Genomic DNA, 19,237 nt, shown 5'->3' with positions numbered 1-19,237 from the left:
CCAGAACCGTACATCGAAGGGGGCGTGGCGATCGACGGATATTGCGCCCGCCGGCGCCCCCTCCGCGCCCCTCGGGGTTCCCCGGACCTGCCCAGATCGTCCCGGGAGCGCGACGCGGTCCCCGCACACACGAGCCGGCCGGCGGGACCGTGGTCCCGCCGGCCGGTGTGAACCGTGGGGTGTTACGCCCGCGGCTTCTCGCGCATCTCGTACGTCGCGATGACGTCGTCGACCTTGATGTCGTTGAAGTTTCCGAGGTTGATACCGCCCTCGTAGCCTTCACGGATCTCGGTGACGTCGTCCTTGAAGCGACGCAGGCCCTCGATGTTGAGGTTCTCCGCGATGACCTTGCCGTCGCGGATGAGGCGGGCCTTGGTGTTCCGCTTGACCTCGCCGGAGCGGATGAGCACACCCGCGATGTTGCCCAGCTTGGACGAGCGGAAGACCTCGCGGATCTCCGCCGTGCCGAGCTCGACCTCTTCGTACTCCGGCTTGAGCATGCCCTTGAGGGCCGCCTCGATCTCCTCGATCGCCTGGTAGATGACCGAGTAGTAGCGGACGTCCACGCCCTCGCGCTCGGCCATCTGCTGCGCACGCCCGGCGGCGCGCACGTTGAAGCCGATCACGATGGCGTCCGAGCCCATCGCCAGGTCGATGTCGGACTCCGTGACCGCACCGACGCCGCGGTGCAGGACGCGGATGTCGACCTCTTCGCCGACGTCCAGCTGGAGCAGGGAGGACTCGAGGGCCTCCACCGAACCGGAAGCGTCACCCTTGATGATCAGGTTCAGCTGCTGGACCTCGCCGGCCTTGAGCACCTTGTCCAGGTCCTCGAGCGACACGCGGCGCGTGCGCTTGGCGAACGCGGCGTTGCGCTCACGGGCGGCGCGCTTCTCGGCGATCTGACGGGCCGTACGGTCCTCGTCGACGACGATGAAGTTGTCGCCCGCACCCGGGACGTTGGTCAGGCCCAGGACCTGGACCGGCGTCGACGGGCCGGCCTCGGCGACGTTGTTGCCGTTGTCGTCGAGCATGGCGCGCACGCGGCCGTAGGCGTCGCCCACCACCATCGTGTCGCCGACCCGCAGCGTGCCTCGCTGGACGAGGACGGTCGCCACGGCACCGCGGCCGCGGTCGAGCCGGGACTCGATCGAGATGCCCTGCGCGTCCTGCGTGGGGTTGGCCCGCAGGTCGAGCGAGGCGTCCGCGGTGAGGATGACGGCCTCGAGGAGGCTGTCGATGTGCAGACCCTGCTTGGCGGAGATGTCGACGAACATGGTGTCGCCGCCGTACTCCTCGGCCACCAGGCCGTACTCGGTCAGCTGACCGCGCACCTTGGTCGGGTCGGCGCCCTCGACGTCGATCTTGTTGACCGCGACGACGATCGGGACCTCGGCCGCCTTGGCGTGGTTGAGCGCCTCGACCGTCTGCGGCATGACGCCGTCGTTGGCCGCGACGACCAGGATCGCGATGTCCGTCGACCGCGCACCACGGGCACGCATGGCGGTGAACGCCTCGTGACCCGGGGTGTCGATGAAGGTGATCCTGCGCTCTTCCTCGTTGACCTCGGTCGCGACCTGGTAGGCACCGATGTGCTGGGTGATGCCGCCGGCCTCGCCCGCGATGACGTTGGTCTTGCGGATGGCGTCGAGGAGGCGGGTCTTACCGTGGTCGACGTGACCCATGACGGTGACGACCGGCGGGCGGACCACCAGGTCCTCCTCGTCGCCCTCGTCCTCGCCGAACTCCAGGTCGAAGGACTCGAGCAGCTCGCGGTCCTCCTCCTCCGGGCTGACGATCTGAACCGTGTAGTTCATCTCGTCCGCGAGGAGCTGGAGCGTCTCGTCGGAGACGGACTGGGTCGCGGTGACCATCTCGCCGAGGTTCATCATGACCGCGACGAGCGACGCCGGGTTGGCGTTGATCTTCTCCGCGAAGTCGGTGAGCGAGGCACCGCGCGACAGGCGAATGGCTTCGCCGTTGCCGCGAGGCAGCATCACGCCGCCGACCGACGGGGCCTGCATGGCCTCGTACTCCTGGCGCCTCTGCCGCTTCGACTTGCGTCCGCGACGCGCGGGACCACCGGGACGACCGAAGGCGCCCTGCGTGCCACCACGGCCACCCGGACCGCCGGGACGGCCGCCGAATCCGGGACGGCCACCGCCGCCACCGAAGCCGCCGCCACCACCGGGACGGCCGGCGAAGCCGCCGCCGCCACCGGGACGACCGGCACCGCCACCGCCACCGGGACGACCGGCGAAGCCGCCGCCGCCACCGGGACGACCGGCACCGCCGGGACGACCCGCGCCACCGGGACCGCGGCCACCGGGGCCGCCACCGGGACGGGGGCCGGCAGCGGGACGCTGCGGCATCATGCCGGGGTTGGGACGCGGGCCGCCGGGGCCGCCGCCGGGACGGGGACCGCCCTGCGGACGCGGCATCGAGCCCGGCGTCGGGCGCGGACCGCCCGGAGCCTGCGGACGCGGACCGCCGCCCTGGCCACCGGGGGCCTGGGGACGGGGACCGGCGCCGGGGGCACCGGGACCGGGACGCTGCCCCTGCGGGCGCGGGGCCTGCGGACGGGCCATGCCGGTGGAGCCACCGGAGGTGAACGGGTTGTTGCCGGGACGGGGACCGGCCGGGCGGGCACCCGGACGCGGAGCGCCGCCACCGGGACGCTGACCCTGGCCGGCCGGACGGCCGCCCTGGCCACCCTGACCCTGGCCCGGACCGGCCGGACGGCCACCGGGCTTGGGGGCACCGGGACGCGCGCCGGCGGGCTTCGGGCCGGACGGAGCGGGGGCCGCCGCCGCGGGCGGGGCCTGGAACTCCGGGGCCGCCGGAGCCGGACGCGGCGCGGGCCGCGGGCCCGGCGTCGGGCGCGGACCGGAGGCCGCCGGCGAAGGCGCCGACGGGGCCGCGGGCGGCTGGGCCGCGGCGGGCTTGGGCGCCGGCGGCTTCGGGGCAGCCGGACGTGCCGCCTGCGCCGGGGACGGCGCTGCGGGCCTGGGGGCGGCCTTCCTGGGCGCACCGGGCTTGGCGGCGGACTTGCCATTGCCGCCGCCCTGGAAGGCGTCTGTCAGCTTGCGTACTACGGGCGCTTCGATGGTCGAAGACGCCGAACGGACGAATTCACCGAGTTCCTGGAGCTTGGCCATGACGACCTTGCTCTCCACACCGAACTCCTTGGCGAGTTCGTAGACCCGGACCTTAGCCACTTCGCTCCTCTGAGGTCCGGGTTGCGTCCGGACCGTCGCTAGTTCATGGGCGTACTCATCGCGTACTCATCGAGTGCTCATCGCAATCTCGACCTGCTTTCGACTCGCGAGGTACCAGACCGTACGGAGGTTTCCGTGCGGCATGTTCGTGCCGTGTTGCCTGCCCAGTCGGCGCGGGGCCGCTGCTCAGCAACCTTGTGCCTGCTCGACGTAGTGGCGCAACGCCTTTACGTCGAGCGGTCCCGGGACGCGCAGCGCCCTGGGGAACGCCCTGCGGCGTACCGCCTGGTCGAGACAGACCGGGGCGGGGTGCACGTACGCACCCCGGCCGGGCAGCGTACCGCGAGGATCCGGGACGCACGCGTCCTCGATCGCCACGATCCGCAGCAGCTCGTTCTTGACCGCTCGCTCCCGGCACCCCACGCAGGTGCGCTCGGGGCATACGCCAGCTCGTGTCCGGCCAGACACTCCTTAGTCTACCTCCCCGGACCGACCTCACCCCTTCGGGGCAAGAATCGAACACCACCGCGCGGACAAAGCTGTCGTGAACTCAGCCCACCGCGGCCTGGATCTATTCCCCGGTCTGCTCGGTGTCGGGCCGGATGTCGATCCGCCAGCCGGTCAGACGGGCGGCCAGGCGGGCGTTCTGCCCCTCCTTGCCGATCGCCAGGGACAGCTGGTAGTCCGGCACGGTGACCCGGGCGGAGCGGGCCGCCAGGTCGACGACGTCCACCCTGGAGACCCGGGCCGGGGAGAGCGCGTTCGCCACCATCTCGGCCGGGTCGTCCGACCAGTCGACGATGTCGATCTTCTCGCCGTTCAGCTCGCCCATGACATTGCGCACACGGCCGCCCATGGGGCCGATGCAAGCGCCCTTGGCGTTCAGACCCGACCGGGTGGACCGGACGGCGATCTTGGTGCGGTGACCGGCCTCGCGGGCGATGGCGGCGATCTCCACCGAACCGTCGGCGATCTCCGGCACCTCCAGGGCGAACAGCTTCTTCACCAGATTGGGGTGCGTACGCGACAGGGTGACGGACGGGCCGCGCACCCCCTTGGCCACCCGGACGACGTACGACCGCAGCCGCATGCCGTGGGGGTAGGTCTCGCCGGGCACCTGCTCCTGCACCGGCAGGATGGCCTCCAGCTTGCCGATGTCGACCAGCACGTTCTTGGGGTCGCGGCCCTGCTGGACCACGCCGGTGACGATGTCGCCCTCACGGCCGGCGTACTCGCCGAGCGTCGCGTCGTCCTCGGCGTCGCGCAGGCGCTGCAGGATGACCTGCTTGGCCGTGGTGGCCGCGATACGGCCGAAACCGGACGGGGTGTCGTCGAACTCGCGGGCCTCCTGGCCCTCCTCGAGGTCCTCGGGGTCCTCCTTCGCCCACACGGTCACGTGTCCGGTCTCCCGGTCGAGCTCCACGCGCGCGCGCCGGCGGCTTCCCTCGGTGCGGTGGTAGGCGATGAGGAGGGCCGACTCGATCGCCTCGACCAGCAGGTCGAGGGAGATCTCCTTCTCCCGTACCAAGAGCCGAAGAGCACTCATGTCGATGTCCACGATTACGCCTCCTCTTCCTTCGTGTCGTTCTTCTTGTCGGACGCGTCGTCCTTGCGGTTGAACTCGACCTGGACGCGCGCCCTGGTGATGTCGGCGAAGGCGAGTCTGCGCGCGGTGGGCCTGCGGCCCTTGACCCCGGGCACCTCGACGTCGAGTCCCTCGTCGTCCGCCTCGGTGATCCTGGCGACGAGTTCGTCGCCACCGGCCAGCTGGAACCGCACCAGGCGGCCGGTGGCGCGCACGTAGTGGCGGTGCTCGGTCAGCAGGCGTTCGGCGCCCGGGGTGCCGACCTCGAGGGTGTACTCGGCGCTGCCCATCGCGTCCGTCTCGTCGAGCTTCGCCGAGAGCGCGCGGCTCACATCGGCGATCCGGTCGAGGTCCGCACCGGTGTCGGAGTCGACGACGACGCGCAGCACCCGCTTGCGGCCGACCGCGTCCACGGCGATCTCCTCGAGGTCCAGGCCCTGGGAGCTGACGAGCGGCTCCAGAAGTTCTCGAAGCCTCTCGCTCTGGGTGGTGCTCATCCGGGTGACTCCTCGGCCGCGTGTGCTGTTGTGGGACGGTGCGCGTGTCTGGATCAAAGGGTATCCGGTCGCGGGGGGTGTTGCCGTCCACCCCGGTCACGGAGGGTGCCGCTGACGGCTGCGGGGCGGACGCCCGGGTACCGTGATCGCGGGCCAGCGGTCCGCTTCCCTTCCGTCGTCACGTTCGTACGAGTCCCCGAGGACGTCTGCCGTGCCGTTCCCCTCGTCTCCGCCCGCCCGTTCGGGGCCGCGCAGGAGGATCCTGCTCGCCGTCGCCCCGGCAACCCTGCTGGCGGCGGGCTGTTCCGCCGGGTCCGAGAAGCCGGAGAGCGGCGGCGGCCGTCCCTCGGCCGCCGACCGGGTCCGCGCGCGTGCGGCCGGGGACAGCCGGGAACTGGCCGAGCGGTACGACGCGGTGGTCGCCGCGCATCCCGGGCTGACGGGGCGGCTGGCTCCGCTGCGCGCGGAGGTCGCCGCGCACGCGCGGGCGTTCGGGGAGGGCGATGCGGCGAAGGCCTCGCCGTCACCGTCCGGTTCCGGGACGGCCGCCGCCTCGTCCCCGGCTCCCGCCCGGGCCGCCGTGCCCGTCAGGGAGAAGGACGCCCTCGCCGAACTGGCGGCCGCGGAGCGGCGGATCGCCGACCGGCGGACGCGGGAACTGCTGGAGGCGCCGGACGAACTGGCCCGGCTGCTGGCCTCGGTGGCCGCGGCGGGCGCGGCGCACGTCTATCTGCTGACGGAGGCCGGACGGTGAGCGAGACGCGCGACGCGGAGGACGGGGAGCTGCGGGCCCTCCAGGCGGCCCTGGCCGCGGAGCACGCGGCGGTGTACGGCTACGGGGTCGTCGGCGGGCGCGTCGGCAGGGAACGGCGCACCGAGGCTCGGACGGCGTACGACGCGCACCGGGCGCGCAGGGACGCGTTGGCTCGCGCGGTACGCGACACGGGTGGCGCGCCCGTCGCCGCCGCGGCGGGGTACGCGCTGCCGTTCCCGGTGCCGGACGCGGCCGCGGCGGTGCGGCTGGCGGCGGAGCTGGAGGGCAGGGTGGCCGGGGTGTACGCCGATCTGGTGCGCGCGAGTACCGGCGAGCGGCGGCGCGGGGCGGCCGAGGCGATGCGGGAGGCGGCGGTGCGGTCGGTGCGCTGGAGCGGGAAGAGCGTAGCCTTCCCTGGGCTCGCCGAGCGGGGCGGTACGGCATCGGGGACACCGGCGCCGTCCGCGTGACGTGACGGGGCGGCAGGCACCGCGTACAGCAGGAAGGAAGCGACTCGCGCATGGTTTTCGAACCGCCGCAGCGTCTGGTGAGGGCGCTCGGTGAGGCGGCGCCCGAGGGTGACGACTGGCTGGAGAAGCTGCCGGAGTTGGCGCACGAGGCCGTCGCGCAGCGCGAGTTGACCGTGGAGCGGGTACAGGTGCCGGGCGGGCGCAGCAGCCTGGTGGTGCTGGTGCGCACGGCCGGCGGGAAGCCCGCGGTGCTGAAGCTGGCGCCGCGCCGGGCCCGCCCGGCAAGTGAGCGGGCGGCGCTGGCCCGGTGGGACGGGCTGGGAGCGGTCCAGTTGCTGGAGGAGACCTCCTCGCCGGGGGCCGAGGGGGTGCTGCTGCTGGAGCGGCTGCATCCGGACGTGTCGGTGCGGACGCTGCCGGAGGCGCGGGCGTTGCTGGAGGCGGCGGGGACGCTGCGCCGGCTGTGGGTGGACCCGCCGGAGGGGCACGGTTTCGAGACGGTCGCCGAGCGGACGGGGCGGCAGGCGCAGGCGATGCGGGCGAGCGCGGTGGCCGACCCGGAGGTGGCGCCGCTGGTGGACGCGGCGCTGACGGCCCGGGAGGAGTTGCTGGCCGCGCCGCCCGAGCATCGTCTGCTGCACGGGACGTTCCGGCAGAGCAAGGTGCTCGCCGGGGAGCGGATGCCGTGGCTGGCGGTGGGCCCTGACCCGGTGGTCGGCGAGCCCGCCTTCGACCTGGCCCGGCTGGTCCGCGACCGCGTGGAGGACCTGATCGCCCAGCCGTCGGGCGCGACGACGACGCGCCGCCGGGTGAAGCGGCTCGCGGAGTCCCTGGACGTCGACCGTGACCGGCTGCGCGGCTGGACGCTGTTCCGTGCGGTGGAGTCCGGTGTGCGGGCCCGACGGGTGCGGCGCGAGCGGGACGCGGAGCTGTTGCTGGAGTTCGCCGCCTGGCTGTGAGTGGGCGGCGCATTGGTGCTGGCCGGGGGTAGCGGCGCGGCCCGGCGCCTACGGGGTGCCGCCGCGCCCACCCTCCCCCATGCTCGGCTGCGCTCGACCGGGGGCCCCATCGCCCCGGCGGCACGACTGCCCGCGGTTGCGCGCGCCTGGGCGCTGGTGCGGCCCGGGGGGGGTGTCGGCGCGGCCCGGTGCGTGCGGGGGAACCGCCGGGCCCGCCCTCCCCCGTCGCCCGGGCGGCACGGCTGTCCGCGGCTCGGGGCGGCACCGCATGGGTGCGGCCCCGAGCCTGCGGGGGTGCTGCTCTGCTGGCTGCGGGCGGCTGCCCGCGGCTCGGGTCAGGCCGTCAGGCGGGTTACCGCTTCCTCGACGGTGAGTTCCTCGCGTTCGCCGGTGCGGCGGTCCTTGAGTTCGACGATCCCCTCGGCGGCGCGGCGGCCGGCGACCAGGATCTGCGGGACGCCGATCAGCTCGGAGTCGGTGAACTTCACGCCCGGGGAGACGCCCGCGCGGTCGTCGACCAGGACGCGGAGTCCGGCGGCGGACAGCTTCTCGGAGACGTCGAGCGCGAGCTCCGTCTGCAGCGCCTTGCCGGCGGCGACCACGTGCACGTCGGCCGGGGCGACCTCGGCGGGCCAGCACAGGCCCTTGTCGTCGGCGGTCTGCTCGGCGAGCGCCGCCACCGCGCGGGAGACGCCGACGCCGTAGGAGCCCATGGTGACGCGGACCGGCTTGCCGTTCTGGCCGAGGACGTCCAGCTTGAGGGCGTCGGCGTACTTGCGGCCCAGCTGGAAGATGTGGCCGATCTCGATCGCGCGGTCCAGGCGCAGGCCCGTGCCGCACATGGGGCAGGGGTCGCCCTCCTGCACCACCACGACGTCCACGTACGCGTCGACCTCGAAGTCGCGCCCGGCGACCACGTTCTTCGCGTGCGTGTCGGCCTTGTTGGCGCCCGTGATCCAGGCGGTGCCGGGTGCGACGCGCGGGTCGGCGATGTACCTCACCTTGTCCAGGCCCTGCGGGCCGACGTAGCCGCGCACCAGCTCGGGGCGGGCGGCGAAGTCGGCCTCGGTGACCAGTTCCACCGCGGCCGGGGCGAAGTGCGCCTCGACCTTGCCCATGTCGACCTCGCGGTCACCGGGCACGCCCACGGCGACGATCTCGCCATCGACCTTGACCAGCAGGTTCTTCAGCGTGGCGGAGGCGGGCACGCCGAGCGACGCGGCGAGGGTCTCGATGGTCGGGGTGTCGGGGGTGGGGATGTCCTCGGCGGCCGGGACCGCGGAGCCGTCGACCGCCTTCAGGTCGTACGCGACGGCCTCGGTGTTGGCGGCGAAGTCGCAGTTCGGGCAGTCGGCGAAGGTGTCCTCGCCGGCCTCGGCGGGGGCGAGGAACTCCTCGGACTTGGAGCCGCCCATGGCACCCGCGGTGGCCGCGACGACGCGGTAGTCGAGGCCGAGGCGCTCGAAGATCTTCTGGTAGGCGGCGCGGTGCAGGGCGTACGACTGGGCGAGGCCCTCGTCCTCGAGGTCGAAGGAGTAGGAGTCCTTCATGAGGAACTCGCGGCCGCGCAGGATGCCGGCGCGGGGGCGGGCCTCGTCGCGGAACTTGGTCTGGATCTGGTAGAGGATCACGGGCAGGTCCTTGTAGGAGGACGCCTGGTCCTTCACCATCAGGGTGAAGATCTCCTCGTGGGTGGGGCCGAGGAGGTAGTCGCCGCCCTTGCGGTCCTGGAGGCGGAACAGCTCGGCGCCGTACTCGTCCCAGCGGCCGGTGGCCTCGTAGGGCTCACGCGGCAGCAGGGCGGGCAGCAGGACCTCCTGGGCGCCGATGGCGTCCATCTCCTCGCGGACGATGCGCTCGACGTTGGCGAGGACCTTCTTGCCGAGGGGCAGCCACGTCCAGATGCCGGCGGCGGTACGGCGCACGTAGCCCGCACGGACCAGCAGCTTGTGGCTGAGGACCTCGGCGTCCGCCGGGTCGTCGCGCAGCGTCTTCGCCATCAACTGGGACATGCGCTGGACCGGTGCGTTCGCCATGGTTCTCGTACTCCTGCTGCTGGGGGTCCCCCCGCTCGAGCGCAGCCGAGAGTGGGGGCGGGTCGATGACAGGGAGGTTAGCCGGGCGGGACGCGGCGGCGGAAATCCATTGTCTGCCGTCCGCTACCCGCGCGGCAGCGGCAGCGGGGCGCCCATGACCGCGTAGGGCATGGCGGCGCTGGGGAAGTGGACCTGCCGGGCGAGGTCCTGGTAGCCGAGGGAGCGGTACAGGTGGCGGGCGGGGCTCTCGGTGTCGATGGCGGAGAGGATCGAGCGGGGCTGTTCGGCGCCGTCGGTGATCGTGGTGATCAGCGCGCGCCCGATGCCGTGTTTCTGGTAGCGGGGGTGGACGTGCAGCTCGGTGATGACGAAGGAGTCGTCGAGCCAGTCGCCGTGGCCGCGGGCGCGCAGATAGGGCTCGACGACGGTGGACCACCAGTGGGTGCGGTCGTTGGGCATGCCGTAGACGAAGCCGACGAGGCGGCCACCGACCGTGGCGCCGAAGGCCCGGGCGCCGGGGAAGGTCATGTGGCGCAGCACGATCTGCCGGCGGACGGCCACCTCGTCCGGGCCGAGCCCGAACGCCACCGCCTGCACCGCGAGTGCCTCGTCGACGTGACCGGGCAGGTCGAGGGGGCCGATCACGATGTCGTCGGGCTCGGAGCGGTCGTGACCGGGGAAGCGCAGCATGCCGGGGAGACTACAGGGACGCGCCGGTCAGAACAGCACGCTCATGAAGGCTCCGACCTCTTGGAAGCCGACCCTCTCGTACGTCCTGCGGGCGGGGGTGTTGAAGTCGTTGACGTAGAGGCTCGCCACGGGGGCGACGTCGGTGAGGGCGTAGCGCAGGACGGCCGCCATGCCGGGGGCGGCGACGCCGTTGCCCCGGTGTTCGGGGGCCACCCACACGCCCTGGATCTGGCAGGCGCGGTCGGTCGCGGCGCCGATCTCGGCCTTGAAGACGACCTTGCCGTCGGCGTCGAAGCGGGCGAAGGAGCGGCCGGCGCCGACGAGTTCGGCGACCCGGGCCTGGTAGAGCAGGCCCCCGTCACCGGCCAGCGGGGAGATGCCGACCTCCTCGGTGAACATCGCCACGCACGCCGGCATGATCGTCTCCAGTTCGTCCTTGCGGACGCGGCGGACGGAGGGGTCCGGGGCGACGGTGCGGGGCATGCGGTCGGTGACCATGAGGGGCTGGTGGGTGCGGACCTCGCGGGCCGGGCCCCACTGGGGTTCGAGCAGCCGCCACAGTTCGGCGGTGGGCTCGGCCGGGCCGACGATGGAGGAGCAGCGGCGTCCGGCCCGGCGGGCGCGGTCGGCGAAGGCCCGCACGGCCCGGGGGGTGGCGCAGATCGGCACCAGGTTGGCGCCGGCGTAGCAGAGGGAGGTCAGGACGCCCCCCTCGTACCATCCCCACATCTCGCCGCCCAGCCGCCAGGGGTCCAGGCCGGCGATCTGGACCCGGGCCGTGACGAAGGCGTTCGCGACCGGCTCGCGGTCGAGGACGGCGAGGGCTGCGGCCAGGTCGCTCGGCTCGAGGACCCGTGAAGTGGTCTGCGTCAACAAAAGCGGGGGCCTCACACAAAGGGGTCTGCCTGATTTCCGCACTGTACCCGCGGAAGCCGGGCAGCGCCGCCCCGGTCCGGCCCCGGGCCGGCTGGTCCCCGGGCGCCGGAGCGGGCTGTCCGCCCCGGCCGGCGCCCGGCGCGGCCGTCAGCCGGCGACCGAGACCTCGGGCTCGCCGGAGGCCACTCCGTCCTTCTCCATCTGCTCGGCGATCTTCATCGCCTCCTCGATCAGCGTCTCCACGATCTTCGACTCGGGCACGGTCTTGATGACCTCGCCCTTCACGAAGATCTGGCCCTTGCCGTTGCCGGAGGCGACACCGAGGTCGGCCTCGCGGGCCTCGCCGGGGCCGTTGACGACGCAGCCCATGACGGCGACGCGAAGCGGGACGTCCATGCCGGTGAGGCCGGCGGTGACCTCCTCGGCGAGCTTGTACACGTCGACCTGGGCGCGGCCGCAGGACGGGCAGGAGACGATCTCCAGTCCCCGCTGCCGCAGGTTCAGGGACTCCAGGATCTGGATGCCGACCTTGATCTCCTCGACCGGCGGGGCCGACAGCGAGACGCGGATGGTGTCGCCGATGCCCTGGGAGAGCAGGGCGCCGAAGGCGACGGCCGACTTGATGGTGCCCTGGAAGGCGGGGCCGGCCTCGGTCACGCCGAGGTGCAGCGGGTAGTCGCACTGGGCGGCGAGCTGCCGGTATGCCTCGACCATGATGACCGGGTCGTTGTGCTTGACGGAGATCTTGATGTCCCGGAAGTCGTGCTCCTCGAAGAGGGACGCCTCCCACAGGGCGGACTCGGCCAGCGCCTCGGGGGTCGCCTTGCCGTACTTCTGGAGCAGGCGCCGGTCCAGTGAGCCGGCGTTGACGCCGATGCGGATCGGGGTGCCGTGGTCCTTGGCGGCCTTGGCGATCTCCTTGACCTGGTCGTCGAACTTCTTGATGTTGCCCGGGTTGACGCGGACGGCGGCGCAGCCGGCCTCGATCGCCGCGAAGACGTACTTGGGCTGGAAGTGGATGTCGGCGATGACCGGGATCTGCGACTTCTTGGCGATCACCGGGAGGGCGTCGGCGTCGTCCTGGGTGGGACAGGCCACGCGGACGATCTGGCAGCCGGACGCGGTGAGCTCGGCGATCTGCTGGAGGGTGGCGCCGATGTCGGACGTGCGCGTGGTCGTCATCGACTGCACGGACACGGGGGCGTCCCCGCCTACCGCAACGGACCCGACCTGGATCTGCCGGCTCTTGCGGCGCTCGGCGAGCCTGGTCGGAACGGACGGCATGCCGAGAGAAATCGCGGTCATCTGCTGTGCAACCCCAAGTCGTGGTTCGAGCTCCGGCTCCCCGTGAGCAGCGGGCCCCGGGCTCCGAGATTACGGTACCGACCGCCGCCCGGGCACATCGTGCCCGTGAACCCGCTCAACGGGCGACGGCCCGGAACCCAAGGGTTCCAGGCCGTCGTGAACGGCGGGTGGCGGGGGCGGGCGTCAGGAGATCCTCACCGGGTTCACCACGTCCGCGATCAGGACGAGGAGGGTGAAGCAGACGAAGATCCCGGCCACGACATAGGCGACCGGCATCAGTTTCGCCACGTCGAACGGTCCCGGGTCGGGGCGGCGCAGCAGCCTGGCGAGGTTGCGGCGCAGCGACTCCCACAGGGCGCCCGCGATGTGTCCGCCGTCGAGTGGGAGCAGCGGGAGCATGTTGAACAGGAACAGGGAGAGGTTGAAACCCGCGAGCAGCATCACGAACATGGCCATCTGCTGTGAGGCGGGGATCTCCAGGGTGGCGATCTCGCCGCCGACCCGGGCGGCCCCGACGACCCCCATGGGGGAGTCCTGTTCGCGCGGGCCGTCGCCGAAGGCGGCGTCCCACAGGGCGGGGATCTTGGACGGCAGGGCGGCGAGAGAGTCGACGGCGTCGCCGACCCGGTCGGTCATCCAGACCACGGAGTCGCCGAGGTCCTGTTTGACGACGCCGGTGGCCGCGCTGAAGCCGAGGAAGCCGGCCTTGACGTACTCGCCCTCGACGTAGGCGCCGTTGCCGTCCTTCTTGGCGACCAGGTTGGTGGCGATCTTCGCCTGGAGGGTGACCTCCCGGCCGTCGCGGTCCACGACGATCGGCACGCTCTTGCCGGCGCTGTCCCGGATGAGGTCGGAGAGGGTGGCCCAGTCGTCGGTCCTGACGCCGTCGAAGGCGACGATCCGGTCCTCGGCCTTCATGCCGGCCGCCGCGGCCGGGGACTGCGGGTCGGACTTCTCGCAGTCGTCGCGGTTCTCGCTCTGTGAGATGACGCACTGGGAGACCGAGCTCACGGTGGTGGTCTGCTGCTGGATGCCGAAGCCCATCAGCACCGTGAGGAACAGCACGGCCGCGAGGATCAGGTTCATGAACGGGCCCGCGAACATCACGACGACCCGTTTCCACGGCTTGCGCGTGTAGAACAGCCGCTTCTCGTCGCCGGGCCGCAGCTCCTCGAAGGCGGCGGAGCGGGCGTCCTCGATCATGCCGCGCCACGGTGAGGTGGAGCGGGCCTCCACCCGGCCGTCGGGGCCGGGCGGGAACATGCCGATCATGCGGATGTAGCCGCCGAGGGGGATCGCCTTGACGCCGTACTCGGTCTCGCCCTTGTGCCGGGACCACAGGGTCGGTCCGAAGCCGACCATGTACTGGGGCACGCGGATCCCGAACATCTTGGCCGTGGACAGGTGCCCGAGTTCGTGCCAGGCGATGGAGAACAGCAGGCCGACCGCGAAGACGACTATGCCGAGGATGAACATCACGATCGTCATGCACGCGCCTCCGCGCTCGCCGTCCGGACTGTCAGTTCCCGGGCCCTGGTCCGGGCCCAGGTCTCCGCTTCGAGGACGTCCGACACGGTCAGGGAGGTTCCCGTCGCCGGGGTGCCGTGTTCCTCGACGACCCGGGTGACCGTCTCCATGATCCCGAGATACGGCAGCGCACCGGAGCGGAAGGCCTCGACGCACTCCTCGTTCGCCGCATTGAACACCGCCGGGGCCGTTCCCGCGAGCTCGCCGACGTGCCGGGCGAGGTTCACCGAGGGGAAGGCCTCGTTGTCGAGGGGGAAGAACTCCCAGGTGGACGCCTTGCTCCAGTCGAAGACCGGGGCCGCGTCCGGGACCCTTTCGGGCCAGCCGAGGCCGATGGCGATGGGCCCGCGCATGTCGGGGGGCGTCGCCTGGGCCAGTGTCGATCCGTCCGTGAACTCAACCATCGAGTGGACATACGACTGCGGGTGCACGACGACCTCAATGCGGTCGAAGGGAATGTCGTAGAGGAGGTGCGCCTCGATGACCTCCAGGCCCTTGTTGACGAGGGTCGCGGAGTTGATCGTGATGACCGGGCCCATCGCCCAGGTGGGGTGGGCGAGGGCGTCCTCGACGGTGACGCAGGCCAGCTGCTCCCTGGTGCGGCCGCGGAAGGGTCCGCCGGAGGCGGTGACGACGAGCTTGGCGACGTCGGCGCGGGTGCCGGCGGCCAGCGCCTGGAAGAGGGCGGCGTGCTCGGAGTCGACCGGGATGATCTGGCCCGGCTCGGCGAGCGCCTTGACCAGCGGGCCGCCGACGATGAGCGACTCCTTGTTGGCGAGCGCGAGGGTGCGGCCCGCCTCCAGGGCGGCGAGGGTCGGGGCGAGGCCGATGGAGCCGGTGATGCCGTTGAGGACGGTGTGGCAGTCGGAGGCGGCGAGCTCGGTGGCCGCGTCCGGTCCGGCGAGGATCTCCGGCAGCGGCTCCCCCGTGCCGTACTGCGCGGACAGCGCCTCGCGCAGCGCCGGTACGACGTCCTCGCGGGCGACGGCGACCGTGCGCACCCGCAGCAGGCGGGCCTGCTCGGCGAGGAGGGCGACCCTGCCGCCATTGGCGGACAGGCCGGTGACCCGGAAGCGGTCGGGGTTGCGCAGCACGAGGTCGATGGCCTGGGTGCCGATCGACCCGGTCGAGCCGAGGATCACCACGTCCTTCGGGCCGTCTCCCACCACGGGGTCGTACACCAGGTGCGGATCGGCGAGGGGGGCTGGAGCGTCGGTCATGGCCCCCATTGTGTCGGGTCCCGCCCGCCGCCGGGGCCCCGCCCCGGCTCCCGGCCCGGCGTTCCCCTGCTCCCCCGGGCGGGGGAATCCGGTCGTACGGATGCCGCCCTGCCCGGGGGAGCACCGCCGGAAGGGGGTGCGGGCCGCGCGGGTCAGCGGATCGGCCGGTGGACGTTCTCGCGTTCGGACGGGCCCGGGGTGGCGTCGGCGATCCAGGGTCCGTCGTCGGAGGGGTCGACGACCCCCTGCTCGAGCCATGCGTAGGTGCCGGAGAGCACGCCCTTGACGACCTTGCGGTCGAGGTCGTCGGTGTTGGACCACAGCCGGCCGAAGAGTTCCTCGACGCGGATGCGGGCCTGGTGGCAGAAGGCGTCGGCGAGCTGGTACGCCTCACGGCCGTTCTCACCGCGGCCGCGGAGCAGTTCCGCGCGGACGCAGGCGGCGCTCATCGCGAACAGTTCCGCGCCGATGTCGACGATCCGGCCCAGGAAGCCCTGCTTGGTCTCCATCTTCCCCTGCCAGCGGGACATGGCGTAGAAGGTGGAGCGGGCCAGCTTTCGGGAGGTGCGTTCGACGTAGCGCAGGTGCGCGGACAGGTCGACGCCGTGCTTGAACTCGCCGTAGGAGGTGGGGAGCTGACCCGGTCCGGCGACGAGCTTCGGCAGCCACTTGGCGTAGAAGAGGCCCGCTCCCGCGCCGGCCTTCGCCTTGTCGGCGAGGGACTTGTCCGGGTCGATCAGGTCACCGGCGACCGACAGGTGGGCGTCGACGGCCTCGCGTGCGATCAGCAGGTGCATGATCTCGGTGGAGCCCTCGAAGATGCGGTTGATGCGCAGGTCGCGCAGCATCTGCTCGGCGGGGACGGCGCGTTCTCCGCGGGCGCGCAGGGACTCGGCGGTCTCGAAGCCGCGTCCGCCGCGGATCTGGACCAGTTCGTCCGCCATCAGGCAGGCCATCTCCGAGCCGTACAGCTTGGCGAGGGCGGCCTCGATGCGGATGTCGTTGCGGTCCTCGTCGGCCATCTGCGAGGAGAGGTCGACCACGGCCTCCAGGGCGAAGGTGGTGGCCGCGATGAAGGCGATCTTGGAGCCGACGGCCTCGTGCAGCGCCACCGGCTTGCCCCATTGTTCGCGGGCCGCCGACCACTCGCGGGCGATCTTCAGGCACCACTTGCCGGAGCCGACGCACATCGCGGGCAGCGACAGCCGGCCGGTGTTCAGCGTGGTGAGCGCGATCTTCAGGCCCTGGCCCTCCTCGCCGATGCGCTGGGAGGCCGGAACGCGCACCCGGTGGAAGCGGGTGACGCCGTTCTCCAGTCCGCGCAGGCCCATGAAGGCGTTGCGGTTCTCGACGGTGACGCCCTCGGAGGCGGCCTCCACGACGAACGCGGTGATGCCGCCCCGGTGGCCTTCGGACCTGGGCACGCGCGCCATGACGACGAGGAGGTCGGCGACCACGCCGTTGGTGGTCCACAGCTTCACACCGTCGAGGACGTAGTCGTCGCCCTCGGGGACGGCGGTGGTGGCGAGGCGGGCCGGGTCGGAGCCGACGTCCGGCTCGGTGAGCAGGAACGCCGAGATGTCGGTGCGGGCGCAGCGCGGGAGGAACGTCTCCTTCTGCTCGCGCGTGCCGAAGATCTTCAGCGGTTGCGGGACGCCGATCGACTGGTGGGCGGAGAGCAGGGCGCCGATCGCCGGGCTGGCGGAGCCGACCAGGGCGAGGGCCTTGTTGTAGTAGACCTGGGTGAGGCCGAGACCGCCGTACTTGGTGTCGATCTTCATGCCGAGGGCGCCGAGCTCCTTGAGTCCGGTGACCACCTCGTCGGGGATGCGGGCGTCGCGCTCGATCGTGGCGCCGTCGATCTTCGTCTCGCAGAAGTCGCGGAGCTTGGCGAGGAACTCCTCGCCGCGCTGGACGTCGTCGTCGGCGGGCAGGGGGTGGGGGTGGATCAGGTCGAGCCGGAGGCGGCCGAGGAACAGTTCCTTGGCGAAGCTGGGCTTGCGCCAGTCCTGCTCGCGGGCGGCCTCCGCGACCTCGCGGGCCTCCCGTTCGGTGACCGTGGGCCGGGACGGGGACTCGGGTACTGCGGACATGAGGCTCACCTCGCCGCGAAGTGGGTGGAGTCGTGCGGAGTCGTGCGTTACTGACTGGTGCTACCCGATCGTATGTACCCGATTCGTAGCGACCCCACCACCCTTCGTGCGGCCGTTCGGCCGATACGTCCGCTCAGGGGGCCGGCGCCGGGAGGGTGAGCCGGCCGTCGTGGACCTCGGCGACCCGGTCGACGGCGGTGAGCAGTCCGCGGTCGTGGGTGACCAGGACGGTGGCGGTGGCACGCTGGTGGGTGAGCCGGGTGAGCAGGTCCACGACGGCAGCGCCGCGCTCGTGGTCGAGGGCGCTGGTGGGTTCGTCGACCAGCAGGACGGTGGGGTCGTTCATCAGGGCGCGGGCGATGTTCACCCGCTGGCGCTGGCCGCCGGAGAGCTGGTGGGGGCGGCGGCCGGCCCGGTCGGCGAGGCCGACGGCGTCGAGCAGTTCCATCGCCCGGCCGCGGGCGCGGCGCGGTGAGCGGCCGTCGATCGCGGCCATGACCTGGAGTTGTTCGACGGCGGTGAGGGAGGGCAGCAGGTTGGGCTGCTGGAAGACGATGCCGATGGCGCGGCGGCGCAGGTCGGTGAGGTCCCCGCGGCCCAGGCCGGTGGTGGGGGTGCCGTCGACGGTGACGGTGCCGGAGTCGGGGGTGACGAGGGTGGCCGCGACGGCGAGCAGACTGGACTTGCCGGAACCGGAGGGTCCGACGACGGCGGTGACGCTGCCGCGGGGGATGTGCAGGGTGACCCGGTCGAGGGCGGTCAGCCGGGTGTCGCCGTCGGGGTAGGTGAGGGTGATGCCGGTCAGTTCGAGGCTCATCGGACGCTCCCCAGGGCGGTCAGCGGGTCGACGGACGTGATGCGGCGGACGGACAGGGCCGCCCCGAGCGCGCCGAGGAGGACCGTGACGGCGGCGGGGACCAGCACGGTCGCGGGGGTCAGGGCGAAGGGGATCGCGGAGCCGGAGACGGCGGCGCCGATCGCGGCGGCGAGGGCGGTGCCGGCCAGGGTTCCCCCGGTGAGCAGCACCAGGGCCTGGCCGAGGGCGTCGGCCAGCAGTCGGCGCGTGGGTGCGCCGAGTGCCTTCAGCACGGCGACGTCGGCGCCGCGCTGGATGGTCCAGACGGTGAAGAAGGCGCCGACGACCAGGGCGGAGATGGCGAACAGGAAGCCGCGCATCAGCTGCAGCGAGCCGTTCTCCGAGCTGTAGGAGCCGATCGCGGAGAGGGAGTCGTCCTTGGTGACGGTCCGGGTGCCGGCGGCGCGGTCGGCGGCCGGGAGGTCGGCGCCCGGGCCGGTGTCCAGGGCGATGACGGTGGCGGCGGGTTCGCCGTCGGGGGCGGCGGCGGGCGGGGCGACGGCGTTCCAGGTGCGCAGGGACGTCCAGACGACGGGGGTGTGGCTGAAGGAGGCCCGCCCGCTCGTGGCGGCGACGGTCAGCTTCCGGCCGGCGAGGGTGACGGGGTCGCCCGCGCCGACGCCGAGCGCCTCGGCCGCGGCGGCCGACACGACCACCGTGCCGTCCGCGATCCGGGTGCCGTGGGGGGCCAGCGGGGAGCCCGGCAGCACACCGAAGACGGAGACGCCGGTGGTGCGTGCGCCGGCGGTCGCCCTGGTGGTGGTGATGCCGAGGGGTTCCGCGCGCGTCACTCCGGGGGTGTTCGCCCACCGCCGCCACTGCGGCTCGGTGACGGTGGAGTCGGCGTACGAGAGGTCCTGGCCGTCGGCGGGGGCGGCGAAGGCGACGCGGTCGGCGGGCAGCCCGGTGACGGCGGAGACGTTCTCCCGGGCGAGTCCGGCGGTCAGCCCGGACAGCAGACCGACCAGCAGGGTGATCAGGACGACGACGGCGCCCATCAAGGCGAATCGCCCCTTGGCGTATGTGAGGTCCCTCCAGCCGACGTACATGCCCTGACCTGCCCCTTCGATCGGTGGAAACGGTGTGCTCCCACCGTCGCGTCCGGCTGGGTGCGGGGGCATCGCACCCATGAGGGGACTTTGCGAATCGAA

General features: G+C 72.5%; 16 protein-coding genes. 3 read left to right on the top strand and 13 right to left on the bottom strand.

Going from position 1 to position 19,237, the window contains the following annotated elements:
* Nucleotides 1-182: 182 nt before the first annotated feature.
* The 4 genes from infB to rimP all read right to left on the bottom strand — a co-directional run bounded on the left by infB (nucleotide 183) and on the right by rimP (nucleotide 5,300).
* Nucleotides 183-3,218: a translation initiation factor IF-2 gene (gene infB / locus ACZ6A9_RS25035; protein ID WP_468989200.1), complete on the bottom strand. Its 3,036-nt coding sequence runs from the start codon at nucleotides 3,216-3,218 to the stop codon at nucleotides 183-185.
* Nucleotides 3,219-3,404: 186 nt separating this feature from the next.
* Nucleotides 3,405-3,686: a YlxR family protein gene (locus tag ACZ6A9_RS25030; protein ID WP_189559457.1), complete on the bottom strand. Its 282-nt coding sequence runs from the start codon at nucleotides 3,684-3,686 to the stop codon at nucleotides 3,405-3,407.
* 103 nt (nucleotides 3,687-3,789) lie between these two features.
* Nucleotides 3,790-4,776: a transcription termination factor NusA gene (nusA, locus tag ACZ6A9_RS25025; RefSeq protein ID WP_228967367.1), complete on the bottom strand. Its 987-nt coding sequence runs from the start codon at nucleotides 4,774-4,776 to the stop codon at nucleotides 3,790-3,792.
* 2 nt (nucleotides 4,777-4,778) lie between these two features.
* Nucleotides 4,779-5,300 carry a ribosome maturation factor RimP gene (gene rimP, locus ACZ6A9_RS25020; protein ID WP_468989196.1) on the bottom strand — a complete coding sequence of 174 codons (522 nt, stop codon included), beginning with the start codon at nucleotides 5,298-5,300 and terminating at the stop codon, nucleotides 4,779-4,781.
* Nucleotides 5,301-5,511: 211 nt separating this feature from the next.
* Between rimP and ACZ6A9_RS25015 the strand changes: the two genes are divergently transcribed.
* From ACZ6A9_RS25015 to ACZ6A9_RS25005, 3 genes are read left to right on the top strand one after another with little or no spacing between them, the layout of a single operon-like run.
* The gene (locus ACZ6A9_RS25015; protein ID WP_468989194.1) at nucleotides 5,512-6,054 is read left to right on the top strand and encodes a hypothetical protein; all 543 of its coding nucleotides are present in this window, start codon (nucleotides 5,512-5,514) and stop codon (nucleotides 6,052-6,054) included.
* The gene (locus ACZ6A9_RS25010; protein ID WP_468989192.1) at nucleotides 6,051-6,524 is read left to right on the top strand and encodes a DUF4439 domain-containing protein; all 474 of its coding nucleotides are present in this window, start codon (nucleotides 6,051-6,053) and stop codon (nucleotides 6,522-6,524) included. The genes ACZ6A9_RS25015 and ACZ6A9_RS25010 overlap by 4 nt, the downstream gene beginning before the upstream one ends.
* Before the next feature lie 50 nt (nucleotides 6,525-6,574).
* Entirely contained in the window at nucleotides 6,575-7,483 is a 909-nt protein-coding gene (locus ACZ6A9_RS25005) for an aminoglycoside phosphotransferase family protein (protein ID WP_468989189.1), read from the top strand.
* A 335-nt stretch (nucleotides 7,484-7,818) separates the two neighbouring features.
* Here ACZ6A9_RS25005 and ACZ6A9_RS25000 read toward each other — a convergent pair whose 3' ends face one another.
* From ACZ6A9_RS25000 to ACZ6A9_RS24960, 9 genes are all read right to left on the bottom strand, one after another.
* Entirely contained in the window at nucleotides 7,819-9,519 is a 1,701-nt protein-coding gene (locus ACZ6A9_RS25000) for a proline--tRNA ligase (RefSeq protein WP_468989187.1), read from the bottom strand.
* Between the two features lie 123 nt (nucleotides 9,520-9,642).
* On the bottom strand, nucleotides 9,643-10,209 hold the full coding sequence (locus ACZ6A9_RS24995) for a GNAT family N-acetyltransferase (protein ID WP_468989184.1): 567 nt from the start codon (nucleotides 10,207-10,209) through the stop codon (nucleotides 9,643-9,645).
* A 27-nt stretch (nucleotides 10,210-10,236) separates the two neighbouring features.
* Complete coding sequence (locus tag ACZ6A9_RS24990) at nucleotides 10,237-11,085, bottom strand: GNAT family N-acetyltransferase (RefSeq protein WP_468989319.1); 849 nt, start codon at nucleotides 11,083-11,085, stop codon at nucleotides 10,237-10,239.
* Between the two features lie 147 nt (nucleotides 11,086-11,232).
* On the bottom strand, nucleotides 11,233-12,390 hold the full coding sequence (gene ispG, locus ACZ6A9_RS24985) for a flavodoxin-dependent (E)-4-hydroxy-3-methylbut-2-enyl-diphosphate synthase (RefSeq protein WP_468989182.1): 1,158 nt from the start codon (nucleotides 12,388-12,390) through the stop codon (nucleotides 11,233-11,235).
* A gap of 183 nt (nucleotides 12,391-12,573) precedes the next feature.
* Nucleotides 12,574-13,866, bottom strand: a complete 1,293-nt coding sequence (locus tag ACZ6A9_RS24980; RefSeq protein WP_468989316.1) for a M50 family metallopeptidase — start codon at nucleotides 13,864-13,866, stop codon at nucleotides 12,574-12,576.
* Between the two features lie 8 nt (nucleotides 13,867-13,874).
* Nucleotides 13,875-15,137, bottom strand: coding sequence for a 1-deoxy-D-xylulose-5-phosphate reductoisomerase (dxr, locus tag ACZ6A9_RS24975; protein WP_468989180.1), 1,263 nt, complete (start codon nucleotides 15,135-15,137; stop codon nucleotides 13,875-13,877).
* A gap of 152 nt (nucleotides 15,138-15,289) precedes the next feature.
* The gene (locus ACZ6A9_RS24970) at nucleotides 15,290-17,230 is read right to left on the bottom strand and encodes an acyl-CoA dehydrogenase family protein (protein ID WP_468989178.1); all 1,941 of its coding nucleotides are present in this window, start codon (nucleotides 17,228-17,230) and stop codon (nucleotides 15,290-15,292) included.
* Between the two features lie 133 nt (nucleotides 17,231-17,363).
* A complete protein-coding gene (locus tag ACZ6A9_RS24965; protein ID WP_468989175.1) occupies nucleotides 17,364-18,047 on the bottom strand; it encodes an ABC transporter ATP-binding protein in 684 nt (227 codons plus the stop codon).
* On the bottom strand, nucleotides 18,044-19,135 hold the full coding sequence (locus tag ACZ6A9_RS24960) for an ABC transporter permease (RefSeq protein WP_468989172.1): 1,092 nt from the start codon (nucleotides 19,133-19,135) through the stop codon (nucleotides 18,044-18,046). Before ACZ6A9_RS24960 ends, ACZ6A9_RS24965 begins: the two co-directional genes overlap by 4 nt.
* Between the last annotated feature and the right edge of the window lie 102 nt (nucleotides 19,136-19,237).

Source organism: Streptomyces sp. NPDC041124, from assembly GCF_055592385.1.
This window is presented reverse-complemented; position numbering and strand designations above follow the sequence as displayed.

Bases quoted from the DNA above. Each gene is read 5' to 3' on its own strand.
- rimP (WP_468989196.1), bottom strand. From the start codon at position 5,300: ATGAGCACCACCCAGAGCGAGAGGCTTCGAGAACTTCTGGAGCCGCTC.
- ACZ6A9_RS25005 (WP_468989189.1), top strand. From the start codon at position 6,575: ATGGTTTTCGAACCGCCGCAGCGTCTGGTGAGGGCGCTCGGTGAGGCG.
- ACZ6A9_RS25000 (WP_468989187.1), bottom strand. From the start codon at position 9,519: ATGGCGAACGCACCGGTCCAGCGCATGTCCCAGTTGATGGCGAAGACG.
- ACZ6A9_RS24995 (WP_468989184.1), bottom strand. From the start codon at position 10,209: ATGCTGCGCTTCCCCGGTCACGACCGCTCCGAGCCCGACGACATCGTG.
- ispG (WP_468989182.1), bottom strand. From the start codon at position 12,390: ATGACCGCGATTTCTCTCGGCATGCCGTCCGTTCCGACCAGGCTCGCC.
- ACZ6A9_RS24980 (WP_468989316.1), bottom strand. From the start codon at position 13,866: ATGTTCATCCTCGGCATAGTCGTCTTCGCGGTCGGCCTGCTGTTCTCC.
- dxr (WP_468989180.1), bottom strand. From the start codon at position 15,137: ATGACCGACGCTCCAGCCCCCCTCGCCGATCCGCACCTGGTGTACGAC.
- ACZ6A9_RS24970 (WP_468989178.1), bottom strand. From the start codon at position 17,230: ATGTCCGCAGTACCCGAGTCCCCGTCCCGGCCCACGGTCACCGAACGG.
- ACZ6A9_RS24965 (WP_468989175.1), bottom strand. From the start codon at position 18,047: ATGAGCCTCGAACTGACCGGCATCACCCTCACCTACCCCGACGGCGAC.
- ACZ6A9_RS24960 (WP_468989172.1), bottom strand. From the start codon at position 19,135: ATGTACGTCGGCTGGAGGGACCTCACATACGCCAAGGGGCGATTCGCC.